Below are 18,215 nucleotides of genomic sequence, written 5' to 3'. Positions count from 1 at the left end.
GGATAAGGATAATTATACTATGTGTAACGGAATTTCGATATGAACTGTCGTTCCTTCATTTTCTGTACTGTCGATAAAAATATGCCCATTATACATCTCTACAATTCGTTTACATATGACAAGTCCAAGACCTGTTCCAGTATCTTTATTAGTAAAGAACGGATGAAAGAGGTGTTTTTGAATATGTTGCGGAATCCCTTTTCCAGTATCTGTAATATGCAGTTGTGCGTGTGTTTCATTGTTTTTTACTACAATGGTTAGTGTATCATTAGAAGTCATGGCCTCAATTGCATTTTTGGTAATGTTTAAAACCACTTGTTTCATATGGTCTTTCGAACAACGGATATGAACAGGATGGTCTGGCAAATGTAAATGGAATACAATGTTATGTAAATTCGCCTCAGATTGAATAATTAATGCTACCTCATTTAGAATTGTTCTTACATCATATGTTTGTTCGATGATGGCGGTTGGCTTTCCTAGAATAAGAAATTCACTTACAATTTCATTGATTCGCTCTATTTCTTGTTCAATTACGGAAAAGTAGAACTGATCTTGTTCATCTTTATATTTCTCTTTTAATAGAGCGACGAGTCCTTTAATTCCAGTAAGAGGATTACGGATTTCGTGTGCTGTACTCGCTGCAAAAGTTCCAACTAATTCAATTTTCTGTAGTTCATTTTGTTGTCTTTCAAGTTTTGTTTGACGTTTTAACAATATATATTGAGCAAGCAAAAATAAAATAGACATTAAAAATAAAGTAGCTATACACTCTATTGCAACCCACTGGTATAAGGTTTTTTGATGAATGGGTAATGGAGAAACAGAGACCTTCCAATTTAATCTTTGGAGTGGGGTAGTAAGCATATTAGAATGCGTATCACTTGTGTCGTTATTATCATCGGTTAGAAAAACTACATCATGTTTATCAGTTACCTCAAAATGGTATTGTGGTTTAATGGCATTTAAAGAAGAGGAAATGTAATCAAAGCGTAAACTAGCTAATAATAATCCTGAGAGCTCCTTCTGTTTATTAAATATGGGGGCAGCAATCATAATAGCTTTATGTCCAAGAACGCGATCAGTAATGACTGATGATACAGTGGTTTTTTTAGTTTGGAGCGCGTCTTGAATATATTTACGGTCTGAAACATCTATAGGCTTTGATTCATCTTCAGATGCGATTGTAATGACTCCTTCTGGTGTAGCGTAATATAGACCAGAAAAGCGTGCATCGTTTCCATCTGTATCATGTACAATTTGTTTAATGCCATTTATATTACCAGTCTCGGTGCCTACAACTTTTGCAAGCATGTCTAAAGCAGAAATTGCTTCACCAAGATGATGATCCAAATAATCTCTATATAAAAAGAGAACTGTATGAGCAGATAATTTGTTTTCCTGTTTCATTTTATATGTATGATACGAATAAAATGTAGCACCAATCCCTATTGTCGGTAGGATAACAAGCAATATATATATAATTATGCTTTGGAATTTGACTTTCAAATGTGGTACTCCTTCTTTTTTTATTATCATTATATATAAACTATGTTAAAATTGTCATGTTTTTATTCAAGAATGATTTTTAATATATTAGGGGAGAGGAAATGGATGAGTGAATGCTCATTCGGAATTCACATGAAGTATGAAGTGGTATTTTCTTTTTATTGCTGAGAATTTAAGTGAAGGGTTGAAAGTTGTATGACATCAAATAATGAACGAGAAGATATTTCTCAATCTTTAAAAGTATTTATTGCATTATCTCGTGTACATCGTTCTGTTATGGATACTACAAATAAATCTATACAAAGTAACGGGTTAAATCCAACTGAATTTGCTGTATTAGAACTGCTATATCATAAAGGCGGTCAACCACTCCAGCAAATTGGTGAGCGCATTTTAATAGCTAGTGGCAGCATTACATATGTTGTAGATAAGTTGGAGAAAAAGGGATTAGTAAAGAGAATCCCATGTCCGAATGACAGACGTGTTATTTACGCGCAATTAACTGAGTCTGGCGAGAACTTTATTGCTTCTATTTTTCCGGGGCATGAGAAAGTTATACATCAGTCTTTTGAAATGTTAACGAAAGATGAAAAAGATGAATTACTTGATTTATTAAAAAAAATTGGGAAGTATGAAAAATAATATGTTCCAAAGGAGCTTTGGATAAATAAATCCAAGGCTTTTTTATTTGTAATGAACTCATGGCAGTCACTGCCGAAATTTGTTGAAAATTAAGAGGGGATTCGAGAATACGTATTGAATTATAATAAAGGTATGTAATGGAGAGGAGGCTCGTTCATGTCATTTAAAGACTATGAATATAAACGCCCAAATATTGAAGAGTTAAAAGAGAAATTTACTGTTGCTTTAGAGAAGTTTGATAACGCAAAAACTGTAGAAGAACAAAAACAAGTCATTCATTCAATTAATGAGATTCGCAACGATTTTGGTACAATGGGAAACCTTTGTTACATTCGCCATTCTGTTGATACGACGGATACTTTTTATAAGGAGGAGCAGGATTTCTTTGATGAATTCTCTCCAGTTGTACAAGGATATGGTACAAAATATTATAAGGCACTCATTAATTCTCCATTTCGTGAAGAATTAGAGGCGTATTATGGAAAACAATTATTTGCTCTAGCAGAATGTGATTTAAAAACATATTCAGATGAAGTCGTGAAAGATTTACAATTAGAAAATAAATTATCATCGCAATATACACAGTTATTAGCATCTGCAAAAATTGACTTTGCTGGAGAAGAAAGAACGTTATCGCAACTGATTCCGTTTATGCAAGGAAAAGAAAGAAGCGAACGTAAAGCAGCAAGTGAAGCATACTACGGATTTTTAGCTGGAAATGAGGAAGAACTAGATCGTATTTATGATGAGCTTGTTAAAGTGAGAACGAAAATCGCAAAATCTTTAGGTTTCAAAAACTTTGTTGAACTTGGATATGCAAGAATGTACCGTACAGATTATAATGCGGAGATGGTGGCTAATTACCGTCAGCAAGTGCTAGATTATATCGTTCCCGTTACAACGGAATTAAGAAAGCGACAACAAGCACGTATCGGTGTAGAGAAGTTAGCTTATTACGACGAAAACTTTGAGTTTGCTACAGGTAACCCAACTCCAAAAGGAGATGCGGATTGGATTGTTGATCATGGAAAGACAATGTATAAAGAGTTATCGGTTGAAACAGATGAATTTTTCAATTTCATGCTAGATAATGATTTATTAGATTTAGTTGCGAAAAAAGGAAAAGCTGGTGGCGGATATTGTACATATATTGAGAATTATAAAGCGCCATTTATTTTCTCAAACTTCAATGGAACATCTGGTGACATTGATGTATTAACACATGAAGCAGGTCATGCTTTCCAAGTATATGAAAGTCGTAAATTTGAAATTCCAGAATATAATTGGCCAACATATGAGGCATGTGAAATCCACTCTATGAGTATGGAATTCTTTACATGGCCATGGATGAAGCTATTCTTTGAAGAAGATGCAGATAAATATTACTTCTCTCACTTAAGTTCAGCACTCCTGTTTTTACCTTATGGTGTATCTGTTGACGAATATCAACATTATGTATATGAAAATCCTGAAGCATCACCGGAAGAGCGTAAGACAGCATGGCGTAACATAGAGAAGAAATATTTACCGCATCGTGATTATGAGGATAATGATTATTTAGAGCGCGGTGGTTTTTGGCAACGTCAAGGACATATTTATAGTTCGCCGTTCTATTATATTGATTACACGCTTGCTCAAATCTGTGCGCTACAATTTTGGAAACGTGCAAGAGATAATAGACAAGAGGCTTGGGAAGATTATGTGAATCTGTGCCAACAAGGTGGAAGTAAATCGTTCTTAGAATTAGTAGAAGTTGCAAATTTAACATCACCATTTGCTGAAGGCTGTGTGAAAAGTGTTATTACAGAAATTGAAGCATGGTTACATGCGATTGACGACACAAAATTGTAAAAAACATGCGCTTTTTTTCACATGTTTAACATCGACATAATGGGAAAATGATGAGATAATAAAAGAAAATTCAGAATACTAAAGAGGTGTTTCTAATAAGGAGCACCTCTTTTCACAAACAAAAGGGGGGAACAAGTATGCTTCAATCTAATATGGATGTAAGTTTAGAAAGTTTAGTAAACTCATTACAGTCTACTCGAAGCACGCTATTATCAGAAATTGAAATGTTAAATGACACAGAAGTGAATGTAAAGCCACGCCGTGATAAATGGAGCATTATTCAAATTTTACACCACTTGCATTTAGTTGAACAATCTGTCACGTCTGCCCTTGTATATGCTTTACAAAAAAAGGAAAGAAACATGACTCCATTTAAAGACCTCCAACTTACGCTTGATCGCACACATAAACGAGAAGCTCCTCAGCAAATGCAACCAACAGAAACTTTAATGAAAAAACAGCAAGGAATTCAATTGCTAGAACATTCACGCCAAGAACTATTACACGCGCTTCATAGTGTTATAGATGAAAAAGATTTATTTGAAAATGGATTAAAGCATCCTGTTTTTAATGATCTGAATTTGTATCAATGGGTTCAATTTCTTGATTTGCATGAACAAAGACATCTTACGCAGTTAAAAGAGGCGAAACATGCAATTTTGCAACGCTAAAGTGGAAGAAGTGGGAAACCACTTCTTTTTTGATACGTGCATAGTTTTCTTTCTTATTTTGGAATACTACATGGAGAAAGAAAAGAAGGAGTTGAAAAAACATGTCTAAAAAGAAGCGAGAAGAAGAGCGCGCCTGGAAAGCACGTAAAGAAAATCAACAACCGCACGGAAAAGTGAAAGCTTTTGCTGAATTAGTTGAAGGAACAGAAAAAACGTGATGAGTATTTCATCACGTTTTTTGTATGAGTGGAAAAGTTAATAAAAAGGTTGTACCGATTCCTTTTTCACTTATAATATCAATTTTTCCATTCATAGCTTGAACAACACTGAATACGACCATCATTCCAAGTCCAGTACCTTTTTCTTTCGTTGAATAAAAAGGAGAGCCAAGACGTTTTACTTGTTCTGAATCCATACCGACTCCTGTATCTTTTATATATAACTGAATATGCTTATGATCAGGAACTAATGTGAAATAAAGATCACCGCCTTTTGGCATAGCCTCAATGCAATTTTTTAAAATATTTAATAAACATTGATTTAGTTTTTGCTTTTCTCCAACGATAAAAAAAGAAGTGCTTTGCTTTATATAATGAGTACGTACATTTGTTAAATTAGCAAGTGGTGTAATTAACGACAATGCATGTAGTAATTCTTCTTCTAACTGTAATGTTTGTTCTTTTTCAATGCTTGGTTTAGCAAAGGTTAAATAATCTGTAAGAACATGATTTGCTTGTTCGATGCCATTAATGGCAATGTCGATATATAATTTTCGTTCCTGCTCAGTGCATGTACCTGATTGTAACAGTTGTAAAAAACCTTTCGTTGAAGTTAATGGATTGCGAATTTCATGAGAGATAGACGCTGCCATTTCACCAATTAAATGAAACTTTTCAGCATTTATAAGTTCGTTTTGGAGACGAACTTGAGTTTGTAATATGTGTAGTAAATATAGAATTAGAATCGTACCAAGCATTGAACATAATTCATACACAATAATATGCGGTATATAATCAGTCTTATTTGTAACCTTTGAAAGGAAGAAGGGTATCCAACTAAATCCGTATGTGAGACTGTAGATAATAGCAAGTGTTATTTTTATACGATTAGAAGTTCGATTGAAAAATTTATATGTTAATAATAGAACAATAAATAGAAGAACAGAACCGATAAGAGATGGGAAAACACCTACCCCACCTAATAATAAGCGATATATGTTTAATACAACTAAGATAGAACCACCAGCAATAGGCCCTCCCGTTAATGTACCGACAATTAATACAATATGGCGCATATCAAATTGAAAACCATTATTTGTTTTTGCTGCAAATGTAATACAGAGTACGGTAGCAAGGCAACAGAGTACAATGAATATAGCTGAATTTAATTTAGGAGAGCGTTTCCCTTTTTGATTCCAAAATAAATGATATACGAGCATTGTAATCAGGATGAATAATATATTTAAAAAGAGATAAATAATAAAGGATTTCAGTGGGATGCCTCCTCTCTTCTTAGATTAAATTAATCATACTATAAAATGAAAGAAATGAAATAATAAATAGCGGAAAAATCAGAAATTTTTACGCTAGTATACAATATGTTACAATAAGCTGTGTCAATGAAAGAAGAAATTCCGTGCATCGCGCGGGAGAGGTTCGCGAACTCCCTCTATAAAAAACTATGGAAACAACAATATCCTTAGGTATTGTTTTGTTTTTTTATTGTGACAGTTCAAGAACGTTCTTTCTTCTTATTTATAGTAGAGAAGGAGAATGAGTGAAATGAAAAAAGAAAAAGCAGTTGTTGTTTTTAGTGGAGGACAAGATAGTACGACATGTTTATTTTGGGCAATAGAGCAGTTTGCAGAGGTAGAAGCTGTAACGTTTAATTACAATCAACGTCATAAGCTAGAAATTGATTGTGCAGCGGAAATTGCAAAAGAACTAGGAATAAAGCATACGGTACTAGATATGAGTCTATTAAATCAACTTGCTCCAAATGCGTTAACGAGAACGGATATGGAGATTACACATGAAGAAGGTGAATTGCCATCGACATTTGTAGATGGACGAAATTTACTCTTCTTATCATTTGCTGCTGTATTAGCAAAACAAGTTGGAGCACGTCATATTGTAACGGGTGTATGTGAAACTGATTTCAGTGGTTATCCAGACTGCCGTGACGTGTTTGTGAAATCGTTAAATGTTACTTTAAATTTATCTATGGATTACCCGTTTGTCATTCACACGCCACTTATGTGGATTGATAAGGCTGAAACATGGAAATTATCAGATGAACTTGGAGCATTTGAGTTTGTTCGAGAAAAAACATTAACATGTTATAACGGAATCATTGGTGATGGTTGCGGTGAATGTCCAGCATGTCAACTTCGTAAAGCAGGATTAGATACGTACCTACAAGAACGCGAAGGAGCGAATAACTAATGGATAACTTTTTTGGATTTCGCATCGTAGAGAATTTGCAAAAAATGGACAAGGATATTCAGCGTAAACAACTCAAATACCATAATAAAAGAGTAATGGTCAGCAAGGAATTTACATTTGATGCAGCACACCATTTACACTGTTATGAAGGGAAATGTAAAAACTTACACGGTCACACATATAAAGTTGTATTTGGAATTAGTGGATATGTAAATGAAATAGGTCTTGCAATTGACTTTGGAGATATAAAAGAAATTTGGAAAAATGAAATCGAAATTTATCTAGATCATCGTTATTTAAACGAAACGTTACCTGCAATGAATACGACTGCTGAAAATATGGTCGTTTGGATTTATGAAAAGATGGCAGAAGCACTAACAAAAGAGAATCGAGTGAACGAATATAAAGGAGCTCGCGTTGAATTTGTTCGTCTATTTGAGACGCCGACTAGTTATGCGGAAGTAAGACGGGAGTGGATGCTTGATGAGTAAAATCCCTGTCTTAGAAATATTCGGTCCGACTATTCAAGGTGAAGGAATGGTTGTAGGGCAAAAAACAATGTTTATCCGTACAGCTGGTTGTGATTATAGCTGTGCTTGGTGTGATTCTGCTTTTACGTGGGATGGATCAGCTAAAGATCAAATTAGACAGATGACACCAGAAGATATTTGGGATGAGCTTGTTGCAATTGGAGGAGAAAATTTTTCTCATGTTACGATTTCAGGTGGAAATCCGGCATTGCTGAAAAATATTGAGTTTCTTCTTTCTATATTAAAAGAAAATGGAATGCGAACGGCAATTGAAACGCAAGGGAGTAAATGGCAAGATTGGTTACTTCAAATTGATGAGGTAACAATTTCTCCAAAACCACCAAGTTCAACGATGAAAACAGATTTTCATAAGTTAGATGCTATTATTCAGAAACTAGCAGGAAAAGATATTAGTTTAAAAGTAGTAGTATTCGATGATCATGATTTTGAATATGCAGTTAAGATGCACGAACGTTATCCAAAGGTACCATTTTTCTTACAAGTAGGAAACGATGATACAAAAACAGTGGATGATGCGATGCTTATAAAAAATTTATTAGATAAGTATGAATGGCTGATTGATAAAGCTGTAAATTGTAAAGAGATGAATGATGCAAAAGTATTGCCTCAGCTTCATGCGTTAGTATGGGGAAATAAGCGCGGCGTATAACGAGAAGGGATGTTTAAAATGACAGGAAGATTAGATGAAGATTTAAAAGATGTAACATTACTAGGGAATCAAAATACAAAATATTTATTTGAATATAGCCCAGAAATATTAGAGGTATTTGATAATAATCATCCAAACCGTGATTATTTTGTAAAATTCAATTGTCCTGAATTTACAAGTTTATGCCCGAAAACAGGACAACCAGATTTTGCAACAATTTATATTAGCTATATTCCAGAGCAAAAAATGGTAGAGAGTAAATCTTTAAAGTTGTATTTATTTAGTTTCCGCAATCATGGTGATTTCCACGAAGATTGTATGAACGTTATTATGAACGATTTAATTAAATTAATGGATCCGCGTTATATTGAGGTATGGGGGAAATTCACACCACGTGGTGGCATTTCAATTGATCCATACTGCAACTACGGGCGCCCAGGTACGAAGTATGAACAAATGGCTGACTACCGCATGATGAACCACGATCTATATCCGGAAACAATTGATAATCGTTAATAGAAAGAAAGGGCCTGTATACTATACAGGCCCTTTCTTTCTATTATATTATGCATTTTGATTAATGACAGTATAGTTTTTATGACTTACAACTGTAAGAGGTTCCATATCTAGTTCTCTAAAATTCTTCATAATTGTTATATCAACAATAACAGAGTTTTGATTTACTTTTTGAACACGGCCTTGCATTCCACCTTTAAATTCGATGATATCTCCAGTTTCTGCGATCTGCATAAGCAACTCTCCTTGTTACAGTTTTCCCAAAAAAAGAATAAATTTGGGTTTTTTTATTTCCTCCTATTTTGAACCATATTTCCTACTTTGTAAATGTTTCCAAAGTAAAAATTCGAAAAATATTCACTTTTTGTAAGAAAATATGTAGAAAATCCATGTTTTTTAGAAAAAATAGCAAAAATGCGAGAATCTTTATATCGAGGTATAATGAAAAAGTAGAATAACCTGCTGAAGTGGGAGAAATTAGAGGCGGTAAAATGATGTTTGAATTTGTGGGGAGTGTTATAGCTTTAATTTTATTTTTATTTTCTTATATGCATTTAAAAAAGATTCGTCAATATGATACGAGTACATATTTTGATGGGATGGATGGTATCCATGCTTCGATAACACATGATAGTGGTGGGGAGATGTAAAGGGATATAACTTTATTTTCTTGCGTGGTATGATGTTTAGAACTAGTGCATAATAGAGTTCATAAGTGATGAATGGAGAGTGAAAAGAATGAAGATTTCTTTTATTCGTCATGGTTGTTTAAGTCGTATAAGAGAACCGATGACAATTAATTCATTTCACGAATGGATGAAACAGTATGATTCCGAGTCAATGATACAAAAAGCTAAAATGCCGATAGAAACAATAGAGGCAATTGAAGCAGCGAAATTTGTCTTAACAAGTGATCAAAGGCGTGCTGTACAATCAGCAGCTGAATTGACGGATTCTTTATCTTTTATGCAAAATTCTCTTTTTAGAGAAGCTGAAGTTCCTTCATGCTTTTTTGCTCCGAAGTGGTTGAAATGCACAATTAAGGTATGGATGTTCATTGGACGAACATTATGGATACTTGGCTACCATAAAGATGTTGAGTCTTATAAGGAAGTAAGAGAGAGGGTAAGGCAAGCGGCTTACCTGTTACATCGTTATGCTCTCGTACATGGAAGTATAGCTCTTGTAGGTCATAATTATGTGAATGTAATGATTGGTGCCGAACTGAGAGCGATGGGATGGTCTGGTTCTCCTATTTTGCACAGAGAGCCATGGGGATGTACAACATATACGTTTCACGAGGCGATGGATGGAAATATATTAAATACAAATTTAACATAAAAGCACACGATTTATATAAATCGTGTGCTTTTATGTTAAGATATAGAAATTTTGACGTTTAATGGTTTTACGAGATGAGCATAAGGTTCCCCTACTAGCATAACAATTTCATCTTTTTTATAACCTAACTTTTCGTATAGTGAATAGGCGCGTTTGTTTTCTAAATTAACAAGTAAAGCGATTTTTTTATGCCCTTTTTCAGTTGCATAGATTTCGGCAGCTTCAATTAATTTAGAACCTATACCTTTTCCGCCGTGTGCACTTGAAACTGATAATGTATCAATGTAATACTCATCAAGCTCAGCTTCTTTTTCTAACGTAATTGATTCATCTTTATGTAATGCTCTTAAGTGATGTACAATTGGTGCGTCAAGCTGTGTTGCTTCACTACCGTGATAAGCGACAATAATTCCAACTGCACTCTCGTCTTGTTCATAGACAAAACAGTTTTCGTAGCTCAGACGGTTATTTTCTTTTGAGAACCATGTCTCAAGTCCTAGTAATACTTCTGCTTCAACTGTGCTACCTGTGATTTTTTCAGCAATTTCATGCAGAGCATTATACAATAAAGGAGCTATTGCCATCGCATCTGTCTTTTTTGCTTTCCGAATCATAGTATCCCTCCTAGTTCTATTTGTATATTGTAGCATAGTGGTATGGAACTTTGCATAATTGAATGCCGAAATGTTTGATATAGAGAAGTAGCTATGTTAGTATATGATATTTAGTGGACATATAGTAAAACAATATTGTTTGCGAAATAACGAAAATAAAATCATGGCATAACAACGAGATAAAGTGAAACGTTAATCAGTAAGATTTTTTGTTCATTCTACGACTGATTAGTAGTCAACACCAATCGGACTACCTACAAATAGCGGGATAAATTTACAGTTGTTGACCTATAGAATATAAGATAAAATAAAATATTGCAGAGAGGTGAAATACATGGATAAAGAATTAGCAAATACAATTTTAGATCAGCTAAAAAATGGTGAAATAAAGGAGTATGTTGTTACGAAAGATGTATTTTATACGTTCAGAGAAGTTGTTGTAAATAGAGAAGACTTTAAGCATTTCATTGGTAACGCACAGCGAGGCGGGCAAGTGATTTATACATATTCAGAAACGCCACGTTCATAAAGGAGAATTTTGATCAGCAGGGCATCTCTCACTGATTAGTAGCCTTCACCAAATGGACGTTTAATGCGGGATAAATAAAAGATAAAGGAGAGGGGAATTATGGGCGATTTTAAACAAGGCATTTTACCACATTGGGATTATATGTGGAAAGATAGAGCCGGCAATCGATTTATGGGAATGGTTATGTATCCAGAGAAACGAAAATGTTCAGCAAAAATGCTTCAGAAAATAAAAAGAGCATATGAAGAAGCAATAGAAATTAAAGTAACTGTACAAGTTCAACATACATATCAGTACGTAGAAGGACTGATTGTATACTTTGATGAAGAGGCTCCTGTATGTACAATGCTGGATAAAGATGAAAATCCACATCATATATTTGTAAAAGATATTTTGCGCATTGAGTACTCTGAATAAACTTTTCATAAATAAATTGAAGTTCCATAATAATAATCTTTTTCTATAATAGTTATCTTTTAGTATGTAACGAAAAACGAAAGTATATGTATAATATATTTAATAAGGTAAATTTGATAAATGTAATCGTTTTTTAGAGCAGATTATAGTTTCATATCTGTTCTTTTTTGCGTAATGCTGGAGAAATATATTTCTTCAGCATCTACCGTTTTATGACAAAATATATTGTTAACTTTTTTAAAAATAAGGTTAAATTCGTTGACAACTTTTTTGAAAAGCACTTTATTGACATGAGTTTTAGAATGTTGTTTCATAGTCATTGTATTGAAAAAAAACGGCTATCATGTCGAAAAGTAAAAGTTAAAAAAAGAAAGAATTTATACATATATCTTGTGTCTTATTTTGAAACGTAATACAATATATAGAGAAATCAAGAACAACATATAGAGAATATAGATTTGAGAGGGAGGGTCGGAAATGTTAGTTGCATATGATTCTATGACAGGAAACGTGAAGCGTTTCATTCACAAATTAAATATGCCGGCCGTTCAAATTGATGAAGATCTAGTAATAGATGAAGACTTTATTCTTATTACGTATACAACAGGTTTTGGAAATGTACCAGAACGTGTTTTAGACTTTTTAGAGCGCAATAATGAAAAATTAAAAGGCGTATCTGCAAGCGGCAATCGTAACTGGGGAGACATGTTCGGTGCAAGTGCTGACAAGATTTCTACTAAATATGAAGTGCCTATTGTATCAAAATTTGAGTTATCTGGAACAAATAACGATGTAGAATATTTTAAGGAAAGGGTGCGGGAGATTGCGACACATTGAACTGAATAATGAAATCACGCAAATGCAGGACGGTTTTTATCAGCTTCATAAAGATAAAGAGGCATTAGAAGTCTTTATGGAAGAAGCTAGAGAGAATACCGTTCCTTTTAATAGCGTGGCAGAGCGAATGGAGTATATGAAAGAACATGATTACTATTACAACGTTCTGGACGAGTATAGCTTGGAGGAAGTAGAGGAAGTATATAACATCGCTTATGGTGAAAACTTCGAGTTCCAATCTTATATGGCAGCATCTAAGTTCTACAAAGATTATGCGTTAAAAACGAATGATCAAAAACAATACTTAGAAAGCTATGAAGATCGTGTAGCAATTGTTTCATTATACTTAGGACGCGGTGATGTTTCGAAAGCAAGACAATTCGCAAGCATGATTGTAAAACAAAACTACCAACCAGCGACACCAACCTTTTTAAATGCGGGAAGAAGCAGAAGAGGAGAAATGGTGTCTTGTTTCTTGTTAGAGATGGATGATAGCTTAAATTCAATTGGCTTTAACATTAATACTGCGATGCAATTATCAAAAATCGGCGGGGGAGTAGCTTTAAACTTATCTAAGCTACGCGCACGTGGTGAGCAAATTAAAGGTATCGACAACGCTGCAAGTGGCGTAGTACCTGTTATGAAATTGCTTGAAGATTCGTTTTCATATGCGAATCAGCTTGGCCAACGAAAAGGTGCCGGTGCAGTATATTTAAACATTTTCCATTGGGATATTATTGAATTCCTTGATACAAAAAAAATAAATGCCGATGAGAAGAGCCGTATTCAGTCTCTATCAATCGGAATTATCGTTCCAAGTAAGTTCTTTGAGCTTGCTGAGAAAAACGAACCTTTCCATGTTTTCGCGCCTTATACGGTTTATAAAGAATATGGCAAGCATTTAGATGATATTGACATTGATGAAATGTACGATGAATTAATGAGCAATCCGAAAGTGAAGAAGAAGCCACTAGATATTAGTGCACGTGATATGCTTATTAAAATCGCTATGATTCAGCTTGAGTCTGGTTACCCATACTTAATGTTTAAATCAAATGCAAATAATCAACATCCATTGAAGGATATTGGAACTGTGAAGATGTCGAACTTATGTACAGAAATCTTCCAGCTTCAAGAAACTTCAGAAATAAATGATTACGGTACAGATGACATTATCCGTCGTGATATTAACTGTAACTTGGGATCGTTAAATATCGTAAACGTAATGGAAAATAAAGAAATTCGTGAAGCAGTTCATGCGGGAATGGAAGCTTTAACAGCTGTTTCTGATATGACGATTATTCCGAATGCACCAACTGTGAAAAAAGCAAATGACGAGCTTCATTCAGTTGGACTTGGAGCAATGAACTTACACGGATATTTAGCAAAAAATAAAATCGCTTATGAAAGTGCAGAAGCGAAAGAATTCGCTCGTACATTCTTTATGATGTTAAATTACTATTCTATTGAGAAAAGTATGGAAATCGCTACAGAAAAAGGCGAGACATTTAAAGACTTCGATAAATCTGATTATGCGAATGGCACATACTTCGAAAAGTATGAAACGACAGATTACAGTCCTGTAACTGAAAAAGTTCAGCAACTATTTGAAGGAATTCATATTCCGACAAAAGAAGATTGGACAAGTTTAAAAGAGCAAGTGCAGAAGAATGGTTTATACAACTCATATCGTCTTGCCATTGCTCCAACACAATCAATCAGTTACGTTCAAAATGCAACTTCAAGCGTAATGCCGATCGTAAGTCAAATCGAATCAAGAACATATGCGAATGCGACAACATATTATCCAATGCCGTATTTATCAAAAGATACGTTCTGGTACTATAAATCTTCTTACGATATGAATCAGTTTAAATTAATTGATTTAATCGCAGAAATTCAAGAACATATTGACCAAGGAATTAGTACAATTCTTTACGTTAATAGTGATATTTCAACACGTGAATTAGCACGTTACTACATCTATGCACATAAAAAAGGCTTAAAGAGTCTGTATTATACGAGAACACGTAAATTAAGCGTGGAAGAGTGTGTGGCTTGTACCGTTTAATATAAAAAGTGAGACATGATGAGCAGGGTTTTCTGAACCCTGCTCATGCTTAGTTATCATATTTAGAGAAGGGGCGATTTAATGCGTGCGGTAAACTGGAACAAAAAAGAAGATGATTTTAGTTTAATGTTTTGGAAGCAAAATATCGCTCAGTTTTGGACAGAAGAGGAAATCGCGGTATCTTCTGACAAAAATACTTGGGCACAATTATCAAAAGAAGAGCAGATTGCTTATAAGCGTGTATTAGGTGGTTTAACACTTTTAGATACGAAACAAGGCGGCGAAGGTATGCCTCTTGTACTTGTTCATCTTGAAAATTTACAAGCGAAAAGTGTATTAGCTTTCATGGGTGCTATGGAAGAAGTTCATGCGAAGAGTTACAGTCATATCTTTACAACGTTAGCTACTGAAGAAGAAATTGATGATATTTTTGAATGGGTAGATACTCATCCATTACTTGAGAAAAAGGCCGGTATTATTACTGGTTACTATCGTCGTTTGCTAAAGCCTGAAGTAACGAAAAAAGAGTTATACATGGCAATGGTAGCAAGTGTGTTCTTAGAAAGTTATTTATTCTATAGTGGATTCTTCTATCCGCTTTACTTAGCTGGTCAAGGTAAACTGACGGCAAGTGGTGAAATTATTAACCTTATTATCCGTTAACTTATGGCGGCTTTTGGTAGAGATACCAATTGAAAAACCCTTTTAATTGCTGGGACCCCCTATTGTAAATTTATCTGTATTATTATTGATGAATATATGCATTCAGGTTATTCTCTAACTATCAATAGATGGAAAGGAGAATAGCTGATAGGGCAATCAGCAGCGAAGCCTTTATCTAGCGATAACATGTACGGAAGTATCAGACATCGAAAACTGTATAAACAGTGGTGGGTGCGATACGTAGATAAAGGAACGTTCAACGACTATCCCAATGGCGGTGAAATTCCGCAAGAGGAGTAGGGCCAAGCGGTGGGTGAGAATCCCTTAAATCGAAATGGAGGGCTACCTGAGAAGGTAGATGATATAGTCTCTTCTTACAGGAAACTGTAAGCTGTATAAACGGCATAGGAGTAGCGAACTTATGTGAAGGTAAAGGATGAGTCAATTCACGGCGTATTCGTCGGTATTTTAGCACAACAAATCTTCGCAGAACTTTCTGTAGAAGAGCAACAAGAAGTGCAAAAAGAAACACAAGAGTTATTAATGGAACTATATGAAATTGAAATGGCCTATACAGAAGAAATTTACACTTCTATCGGTCTTGTAGAAGATGTAAATCGTTTCGTTCGTTACAATGCAAATAAAGGGCTTATGAACTTAGGACTTGAGCCGAAGTTTGAAGAAGAAGAAATTAACCCAATCGTTTTAAATGGTTTACGTACAGATACGAAAAACCATGATTTCTTCTCTGTAAAAGGAAATGGTTACGTAAAAGCAACGAACGTTGAAAAGTTAGCTGACGATGACTTCGTGTTTAACTTTTAATATAGGATTATAAGGAAAAGCTGTCTTATTGATTAATAAGACAGCTTTTCTTTATAATTTTGTTTACATAACACTATTATTTTTGTATAGCGATTTATATTTGGGAAGTTCTATTCGGTTAACGGATAGAACTTTTTTGTAATTAAATGGGTATTTACAAACCTTTTGTATCAGTGTATTATTAAACTAGTACACCGATACAAAAGGAGGGAAGAAATGAAAATAGAGTTTTCTCCAAATACACCAATTTACATTCAGGTAATGGAATACATAAAAAAAGAGATTGTAACAGGACATTTATTGCCTGGTGATAAAATTCCCTCTGTCCGTGAATTAGCGAGTGAATTACAAGTGAATCCAAATACGATTCAGCGTACATTTCAAGAGCTAGAACGGGATGGAGTTGTTGTCACACGTAGAGGAATGGGACGGTATGTAACGAATGAAGGGGAGAAAATTATGGAGCTACGAAAAGAGATGGCGAAAGAATTACTTCATTCTTTTATAGATGGAATGGACAATTTAGGTTTTTCAGAAGAAGAAATTCTTACAATTCTTCGTTCTTCATTACATGATAAGAGGGAGGAGAGCCAATGATAGAGCTATTGAAAATAGAAAACTTATGGAAGAGATACGGATTAAAAGCAGTGATCCGTGAATTAAACATAGAGATTACGGAAGGGAAAATCGTTGGGCTTGTTGGAGATAACGGGAGCGGGAAAACGACGTTATTGAAAATGATTGCAGGCTTGCAACACCCTTCTGAAGGTAGTATTACAATAGACGGCAAAAAGGTAGGATTACAGACGAAAGAAATCGTTTCATTTATGTCCGATAAGCCAGTCTTTGATGATTGGATGACTGTAAAAGATGCTTTATTTTTTTACCGAGATTTTTATAAAGACTTCGATATTCAAAAAGCGGTAGATACGATTGCAGAATTTAAAATACCGTTAGAAGAAAAAATTACAGCATTGTCAAAAGGTATGGTTGAGAAGCTGCAGATTATTTTAACGTTTTCTCGAAAAGTGAAGCTATACGTACTGGATGAGCCGTTGGGCGGGATAGATCCTCTTTCTAGAGAACATGTATTGGATCTAATTCTACAGTTCTATAGGGAAGATTGTACGATATTAATTTCCACTCACTTAATAAATGAAATTGAAAATATTTTTGATGAAGTGATCTTTTTAAAAGATGGAGAAATGGTTCTATATGAAAATGTAGAAGAAATTCGTTTTCAGAGAGGAAAAGCAGTTCATGAATTGTTTAAGGAGGTGTTTAGTAAGTGAAGTCAGTACTTTCCTATTTATGGAATGTAAATAAGAAAAGATATATTGTTACTTTTTTACTCTTTGTGCTAATTGAAGCTGTGTTATTTTCACAAATGATTGTAAGAAAAAGTGATGCGGCTATCAGTAGACAAGAGGGTATATTTGGAATCATTATGATTATATTTTTCTTTTATATTGTTTATATGTTTATACAAACAATGAAATCATATTCACGCTTACTGACTAATCCAATGTTACGACTTACAGCAATATCTGGGAAACAATATGTAATTTCTATGCTTATTTTCTCATTTATTGCAATGGCTATATGGTATGGGATATGTGGAATTCTTTTCTACGTAAGTTATGTATTAGCTTTTCCTACGACTTCTGTATATGTAGAGGCAAAAGAGATTATGCAAGTAGGCATAATTAATAATTTAATATATATGATAAGTGATTTATTTGAGTTTTTGTTTAGTGTGTTACAAATCATATTAGTAATTACTCTAGTTAAGTTACTTACGAAAAAGAAAAAGGCGCAAAATATACTAATTGTTATTATTTTTCTAGTAATAAATATAGCGATTACTTTAGCGACAACCTTGCTAGGAAAATTAGCTCCAGCTTTCCAAGTATTGCGAAGAGTAGAATATCATAGTGAAAGCAAGAGTCTATTTATTAATATGTTTCAAGAAAATGGATTTAACATTTTTAATATAAGTTTCATGGTAATGGTTAGTGCTCTAATAATATATGTAATTGCTTATATTATCGATAAAAAACTAGAAGTCTAAAGGAGGAATCAGCA

At 34.1% G+C, this 18,215-nt stretch carries 22 protein-coding genes, 3 pseudogenes and 1 riboswitch; of the genes and pseudogenes, 20 read left to right on the top strand and 5 right to left on the bottom strand.

Annotated elements, in window-relative coordinates; all coding sequences use genetic code 11:
* Nucleotides 1-12: 12 nt before the first annotated feature.
* A complete protein-coding gene (locus ACTFR8_RS07510) occupies nucleotides 13-1,509 on the bottom strand; it encodes a DUF3149 domain-containing protein (RefSeq protein ID WP_000865052.1) in 1,497 nt (498 codons plus the stop codon).
* A gap of 195 nt (nucleotides 1,510-1,704) precedes the next feature.
* Here ACTFR8_RS07510 and ACTFR8_RS07505 point away from each other — a divergent pair, with 195 nt between their 5' ends.
* The 4 genes from ACTFR8_RS07505 to ACTFR8_RS07490 all read left to right on the top strand — a co-directional run bounded on the left by ACTFR8_RS07505 (nucleotide 1,705) and on the right by ACTFR8_RS07490 (nucleotide 4,891).
* Nucleotides 1,705-2,151, top strand: a complete 447-nt coding sequence (locus ACTFR8_RS07505; RefSeq protein WP_000203336.1) for a MarR family winged helix-turn-helix transcriptional regulator — start codon at nucleotides 1,705-1,707, stop codon at nucleotides 2,149-2,151.
* Nucleotides 2,152-2,307: 156 nt separating this feature from the next.
* Nucleotides 2,308-4,002 carry a M3 family oligoendopeptidase gene (locus ACTFR8_RS07500; protein WP_000008578.1) on the top strand — a complete coding sequence of 565 codons (1,695 nt, stop codon included), beginning with the start codon at nucleotides 2,308-2,310 and terminating at the stop codon, nucleotides 4,000-4,002.
* A gap of 137 nt (nucleotides 4,003-4,139) precedes the next feature.
* Nucleotides 4,140-4,673, top strand: coding sequence for a DinB family protein (locus tag ACTFR8_RS07495; protein ID WP_000941970.1), 534 nt, complete (start codon nucleotides 4,140-4,142; stop codon nucleotides 4,671-4,673).
* A 101-nt stretch (nucleotides 4,674-4,774) separates the two neighbouring features.
* The gene (locus tag ACTFR8_RS07490) at nucleotides 4,775-4,891 is read left to right on the top strand and encodes a DUF6254 family protein (RefSeq protein ID WP_000038355.1); all 117 of its coding nucleotides are present in this window, start codon (nucleotides 4,775-4,777) and stop codon (nucleotides 4,889-4,891) included.
* A gap of 11 nt (nucleotides 4,892-4,902) precedes the next feature.
* Here the strand turns inward: ACTFR8_RS07490 and kinB are convergent, their stop codons facing one another.
* The gene (kinB, locus tag ACTFR8_RS07485) at nucleotides 4,903-6,111 is read right to left on the bottom strand and encodes a sporulation sensor histidine kinase KinB (RefSeq protein ID WP_000964157.1); all 1,209 of its coding nucleotides are present in this window, start codon (nucleotides 6,109-6,111) and stop codon (nucleotides 4,903-4,905) included.
* Nucleotides 6,112-6,317: 206 nt separating this feature from the next.
* Nucleotides 6,318-6,361: riboswitch (PreQ1 riboswitch) on the top strand.
* A 93-nt stretch (nucleotides 6,362-6,454) separates the two neighbouring features.
* On the opposite strand from kinB, the gene queC reads away from it, so the two are divergent.
* From queC to queF, 4 genes are read left to right on the top strand one after another with little or no spacing between them, the layout of a single operon-like run.
* The gene (gene queC, locus ACTFR8_RS07480) at nucleotides 6,455-7,117 is read left to right on the top strand and encodes a 7-cyano-7-deazaguanine synthase QueC (RefSeq protein WP_000711595.1); all 663 of its coding nucleotides are present in this window, start codon (nucleotides 6,455-6,457) and stop codon (nucleotides 7,115-7,117) included.
* Nucleotides 7,117-7,608, top strand: a complete 492-nt coding sequence (gene queD, locus ACTFR8_RS07475) for a 6-carboxytetrahydropterin synthase QueD (RefSeq protein WP_000368414.1) — start codon at nucleotides 7,117-7,119, stop codon at nucleotides 7,606-7,608. The genes queC and queD overlap by 1 nt, the downstream gene beginning before the upstream one ends.
* On the top strand, nucleotides 7,601-8,317 hold the full coding sequence (gene queE, locus ACTFR8_RS07470; protein ID WP_000036298.1) for a 7-carboxy-7-deazaguanine synthase QueE: 717 nt from the start codon (nucleotides 7,601-7,603) through the stop codon (nucleotides 8,315-8,317). Before queD ends, queE begins: the two co-directional genes overlap by 8 nt.
* An 18-nt stretch (nucleotides 8,318-8,335) precedes the next feature.
* Complete coding sequence (gene queF, locus ACTFR8_RS07465) at nucleotides 8,336-8,833, top strand: preQ(1) synthase (protein ID WP_001986050.1); 498 nt, start codon at nucleotides 8,336-8,338, stop codon at nucleotides 8,831-8,833.
* Nucleotides 8,834-8,881: 48 nt separating this feature from the next.
* Here the strand turns inward: queF and ACTFR8_RS07460 are convergent, their stop codons facing one another.
* On the bottom strand, nucleotides 8,882-9,067 hold the full coding sequence (locus ACTFR8_RS07460; protein WP_001165082.1) for a YkvS family protein: 186 nt from the start codon (nucleotides 9,065-9,067) through the stop codon (nucleotides 8,882-8,884).
* Between the two features lie 260 nt (nucleotides 9,068-9,327).
* Between ACTFR8_RS07460 and ACTFR8_RS07455 the strand changes: the two genes are divergently transcribed.
* Both ACTFR8_RS07455 and ACTFR8_RS07450 read left to right on the top strand, forming a co-directional pair.
* The gene (locus ACTFR8_RS07455) at nucleotides 9,328-9,483 is read left to right on the top strand and encodes a hypothetical protein (RefSeq protein ID WP_000461432.1); all 156 of its coding nucleotides are present in this window, start codon (nucleotides 9,328-9,330) and stop codon (nucleotides 9,481-9,483) included.
* Nucleotides 9,484-9,571: 88 nt separating this feature from the next.
* A complete protein-coding gene (locus tag ACTFR8_RS07450; protein ID WP_000703098.1) occupies nucleotides 9,572-10,174 on the top strand; it encodes a phosphoglycerate mutase in 603 nt (200 codons plus the stop codon).
* A gap of 35 nt (nucleotides 10,175-10,209) precedes the next feature.
* On the opposite strand, the gene ACTFR8_RS07445 is transcribed toward ACTFR8_RS07450, so the two are convergent.
* Nucleotides 10,210-10,788 carry a GNAT family N-acetyltransferase gene (locus tag ACTFR8_RS07445; protein ID WP_000619548.1) on the bottom strand — a complete coding sequence of 193 codons (579 nt, stop codon included), beginning with the start codon at nucleotides 10,786-10,788 and terminating at the stop codon, nucleotides 10,210-10,212.
* A 334-nt stretch (nucleotides 10,789-11,122) separates the two neighbouring features.
* Between ACTFR8_RS07445 and ACTFR8_RS07440 the strand changes: the two genes are divergently transcribed.
* Together ACTFR8_RS07440 and ACTFR8_RS07435 are read left to right on the top strand one after the other, a co-directional pair.
* Nucleotides 11,123-11,317, top strand: coding sequence for a hypothetical protein (locus ACTFR8_RS07440; RefSeq protein WP_000356684.1), 195 nt, complete (start codon nucleotides 11,123-11,125; stop codon nucleotides 11,315-11,317).
* A gap of 99 nt (nucleotides 11,318-11,416) precedes the next feature.
* A complete protein-coding gene (locus ACTFR8_RS07435) occupies nucleotides 11,417-11,734 on the top strand; it encodes a hypothetical protein (RefSeq protein ID WP_000502197.1) in 318 nt (105 codons plus the stop codon).
* Between the two features lie 143 nt (nucleotides 11,735-11,877).
* Here ACTFR8_RS07435 and ACTFR8_RS07430 read toward each other — a convergent pair whose 3' ends face one another.
* Nucleotides 11,878-12,054 carry a hypothetical protein gene (locus ACTFR8_RS07430; RefSeq protein WP_170953017.1) on the bottom strand — a complete coding sequence of 59 codons (177 nt, stop codon included), beginning with the start codon at nucleotides 12,052-12,054 and terminating at the stop codon, nucleotides 11,878-11,880.
* 157 nt (nucleotides 12,055-12,211) lie between these two features.
* On the opposite strand from ACTFR8_RS07430, the gene nrdI reads away from it, so the two are divergent.
* The 8 genes and pseudogenes from nrdI (at nucleotide 12,212) to ACTFR8_RS07390 (ending at nucleotide 18,201) form a co-directional block, all read left to right on the top strand.
* Nucleotides 12,212-12,571, top strand: a complete 360-nt coding sequence (nrdI, locus tag ACTFR8_RS07425) for a class Ib ribonucleoside-diphosphate reductase assembly flavoprotein NrdI (protein ID WP_000959447.1) — start codon at nucleotides 12,212-12,214, stop codon at nucleotides 12,569-12,571.
* Nucleotides 12,558-14,642, top strand: coding sequence for a class 1b ribonucleoside-diphosphate reductase subunit alpha (gene nrdE, locus ACTFR8_RS07420; protein WP_001215839.1), 2,085 nt, complete (start codon nucleotides 12,558-12,560; stop codon nucleotides 14,640-14,642). The genes nrdI and nrdE overlap by 14 nt, the downstream gene beginning before the upstream one ends.
* A gap of 81 nt (nucleotides 14,643-14,723) precedes the next feature.
* Nucleotides 14,724-15,302 (top strand): annotated as a pseudogene (locus ACTFR8_RS07415) (ribonucleotide-diphosphate reductase subunit beta); the annotation flags it as partial.
* Between the two features lie 201 nt (nucleotides 15,303-15,503).
* Nucleotides 15,504-15,605: pseudogene (locus tag ACTFR8_RS07410) on the top strand (nuclease); the annotation flags it as partial.
* A gap of 129 nt (nucleotides 15,606-15,734) precedes the next feature.
* A pseudogene (locus ACTFR8_RS07405) lies at nucleotides 15,735-16,130 on the top strand (ribonucleotide-diphosphate reductase subunit beta); the annotation flags it as partial.
* A 216-nt stretch (nucleotides 16,131-16,346) separates the two neighbouring features.
* Nucleotides 16,347-16,727: a GntR family transcriptional regulator gene (locus ACTFR8_RS07400; protein ID WP_000687512.1), complete on the top strand. Its 381-nt coding sequence runs from the start codon at nucleotides 16,347-16,349 to the stop codon at nucleotides 16,725-16,727.
* Nucleotides 16,724-17,422 (top strand): ABC transporter ATP-binding protein, encoded by a 699-nt coding sequence (locus tag ACTFR8_RS07395; protein ID WP_000571496.1) that lies wholly within the window; start codon nucleotides 16,724-16,726, stop codon nucleotides 17,420-17,422. Before ACTFR8_RS07400 ends, ACTFR8_RS07395 begins: the two co-directional genes overlap by 4 nt.
* On the top strand, nucleotides 17,419-18,201 hold the full coding sequence (locus ACTFR8_RS07390) for a hypothetical protein (protein ID WP_000843923.1): 783 nt from the start codon (nucleotides 17,419-17,421) through the stop codon (nucleotides 18,199-18,201). The genes ACTFR8_RS07395 and ACTFR8_RS07390 overlap by 4 nt, the downstream gene beginning before the upstream one ends.
* Nucleotides 18,202-18,215: the final 14 nt, after the last annotated feature.

Source organism: Bacillus cereus group sp. MYBK15-3 (assembly GCF_051916765.1).
In the GTDB taxonomy this organism is placed as follows: Bacteria; Bacillota; Bacilli; order Bacillales; family Bacillaceae_G; genus Bacillus_A; species Bacillus_A cereus.
The sequence above is the reverse complement of the archived record's forward strand: the minus strand, read 5'-3'. Positions and strand labels throughout refer to the sequence as shown.

Bases quoted from the DNA above. Each gene is read 5' to 3' on its own strand.
- ACTFR8_RS07450 (WP_000703098.1), top strand. From the start codon at position 9,572: ATGAAGATTTCTTTTATTCGTCATGGTTGTTTAAGTCGTATAAGAGAA.
- ACTFR8_RS07505 (WP_000203336.1), top strand. From the start codon at position 1,705: ATGACATCAAATAATGAACGAGAAGATATTTCTCAATCTTTAAAAGTA.
- ACTFR8_RS07460 (WP_001165082.1), bottom strand. From the start codon at position 9,067: ATGCAGATCGCAGAAACTGGAGATATCATCGAATTTAAAGGTGGAATG.
- kinB (WP_000964157.1), bottom strand. From the start codon at position 6,111: ATGCTCGTATATCATTTATTTTGGAATCAAAAAGGGAAACGCTCTCCT.
- ACTFR8_RS07395 (WP_000571496.1), top strand. From the start codon at position 16,724: ATGATAGAGCTATTGAAAATAGAAAACTTATGGAAGAGATACGGATTA.
- ACTFR8_RS07495 (WP_000941970.1), top strand. From the start codon at position 4,140: ATGCTTCAATCTAATATGGATGTAAGTTTAGAAAGTTTAGTAAACTCA.
- ACTFR8_RS07445 (WP_000619548.1), bottom strand. From the start codon at position 10,788: ATGATTCGGAAAGCAAAAAAGACAGATGCGATGGCAATAGCTCCTTTA.
- ACTFR8_RS07430 (WP_170953017.1), bottom strand. From the start codon at position 12,054: ATGACTATGAAACAACATTCTAAAACTCATGTCAATAAAGTGCTTTTC.
- queE (WP_000036298.1), top strand. From the start codon at position 7,601: ATGAGTAAAATCCCTGTCTTAGAAATATTCGGTCCGACTATTCAAGGT.
- queD (WP_000368414.1), top strand. From the start codon at position 7,117: ATGGATAACTTTTTTGGATTTCGCATCGTAGAGAATTTGCAAAAAATG.
- ACTFR8_RS07500 (WP_000008578.1), top strand. From the start codon at position 2,308: ATGTCATTTAAAGACTATGAATATAAACGCCCAAATATTGAAGAGTTA.
- queC (WP_000711595.1), top strand. From the start codon at position 6,455: ATGAAAAAAGAAAAAGCAGTTGTTGTTTTTAGTGGAGGACAAGATAGT.
- ACTFR8_RS07435 (WP_000502197.1), top strand. From the start codon at position 11,417: ATGGGCGATTTTAAACAAGGCATTTTACCACATTGGGATTATATGTGG.
- ACTFR8_RS07490 (WP_000038355.1), top strand. From the start codon at position 4,775: ATGTCTAAAAAGAAGCGAGAAGAAGAGCGCGCCTGGAAAGCACGTAAA.
- nrdI (WP_000959447.1), top strand. From the start codon at position 12,212: ATGTTAGTTGCATATGATTCTATGACAGGAAACGTGAAGCGTTTCATT.
- ACTFR8_RS07400 (WP_000687512.1), top strand. From the start codon at position 16,347: ATGAAAATAGAGTTTTCTCCAAATACACCAATTTACATTCAGGTAATG.
- queF (WP_001986050.1), top strand. From the start codon at position 8,336: ATGACAGGAAGATTAGATGAAGATTTAAAAGATGTAACATTACTAGGG.
- ACTFR8_RS07455 (WP_000461432.1), top strand. From the start codon at position 9,328: ATGTTTGAATTTGTGGGGAGTGTTATAGCTTTAATTTTATTTTTATTT.
- ACTFR8_RS07440 (WP_000356684.1), top strand. From the start codon at position 11,123: ATGGATAAAGAATTAGCAAATACAATTTTAGATCAGCTAAAAAATGGT.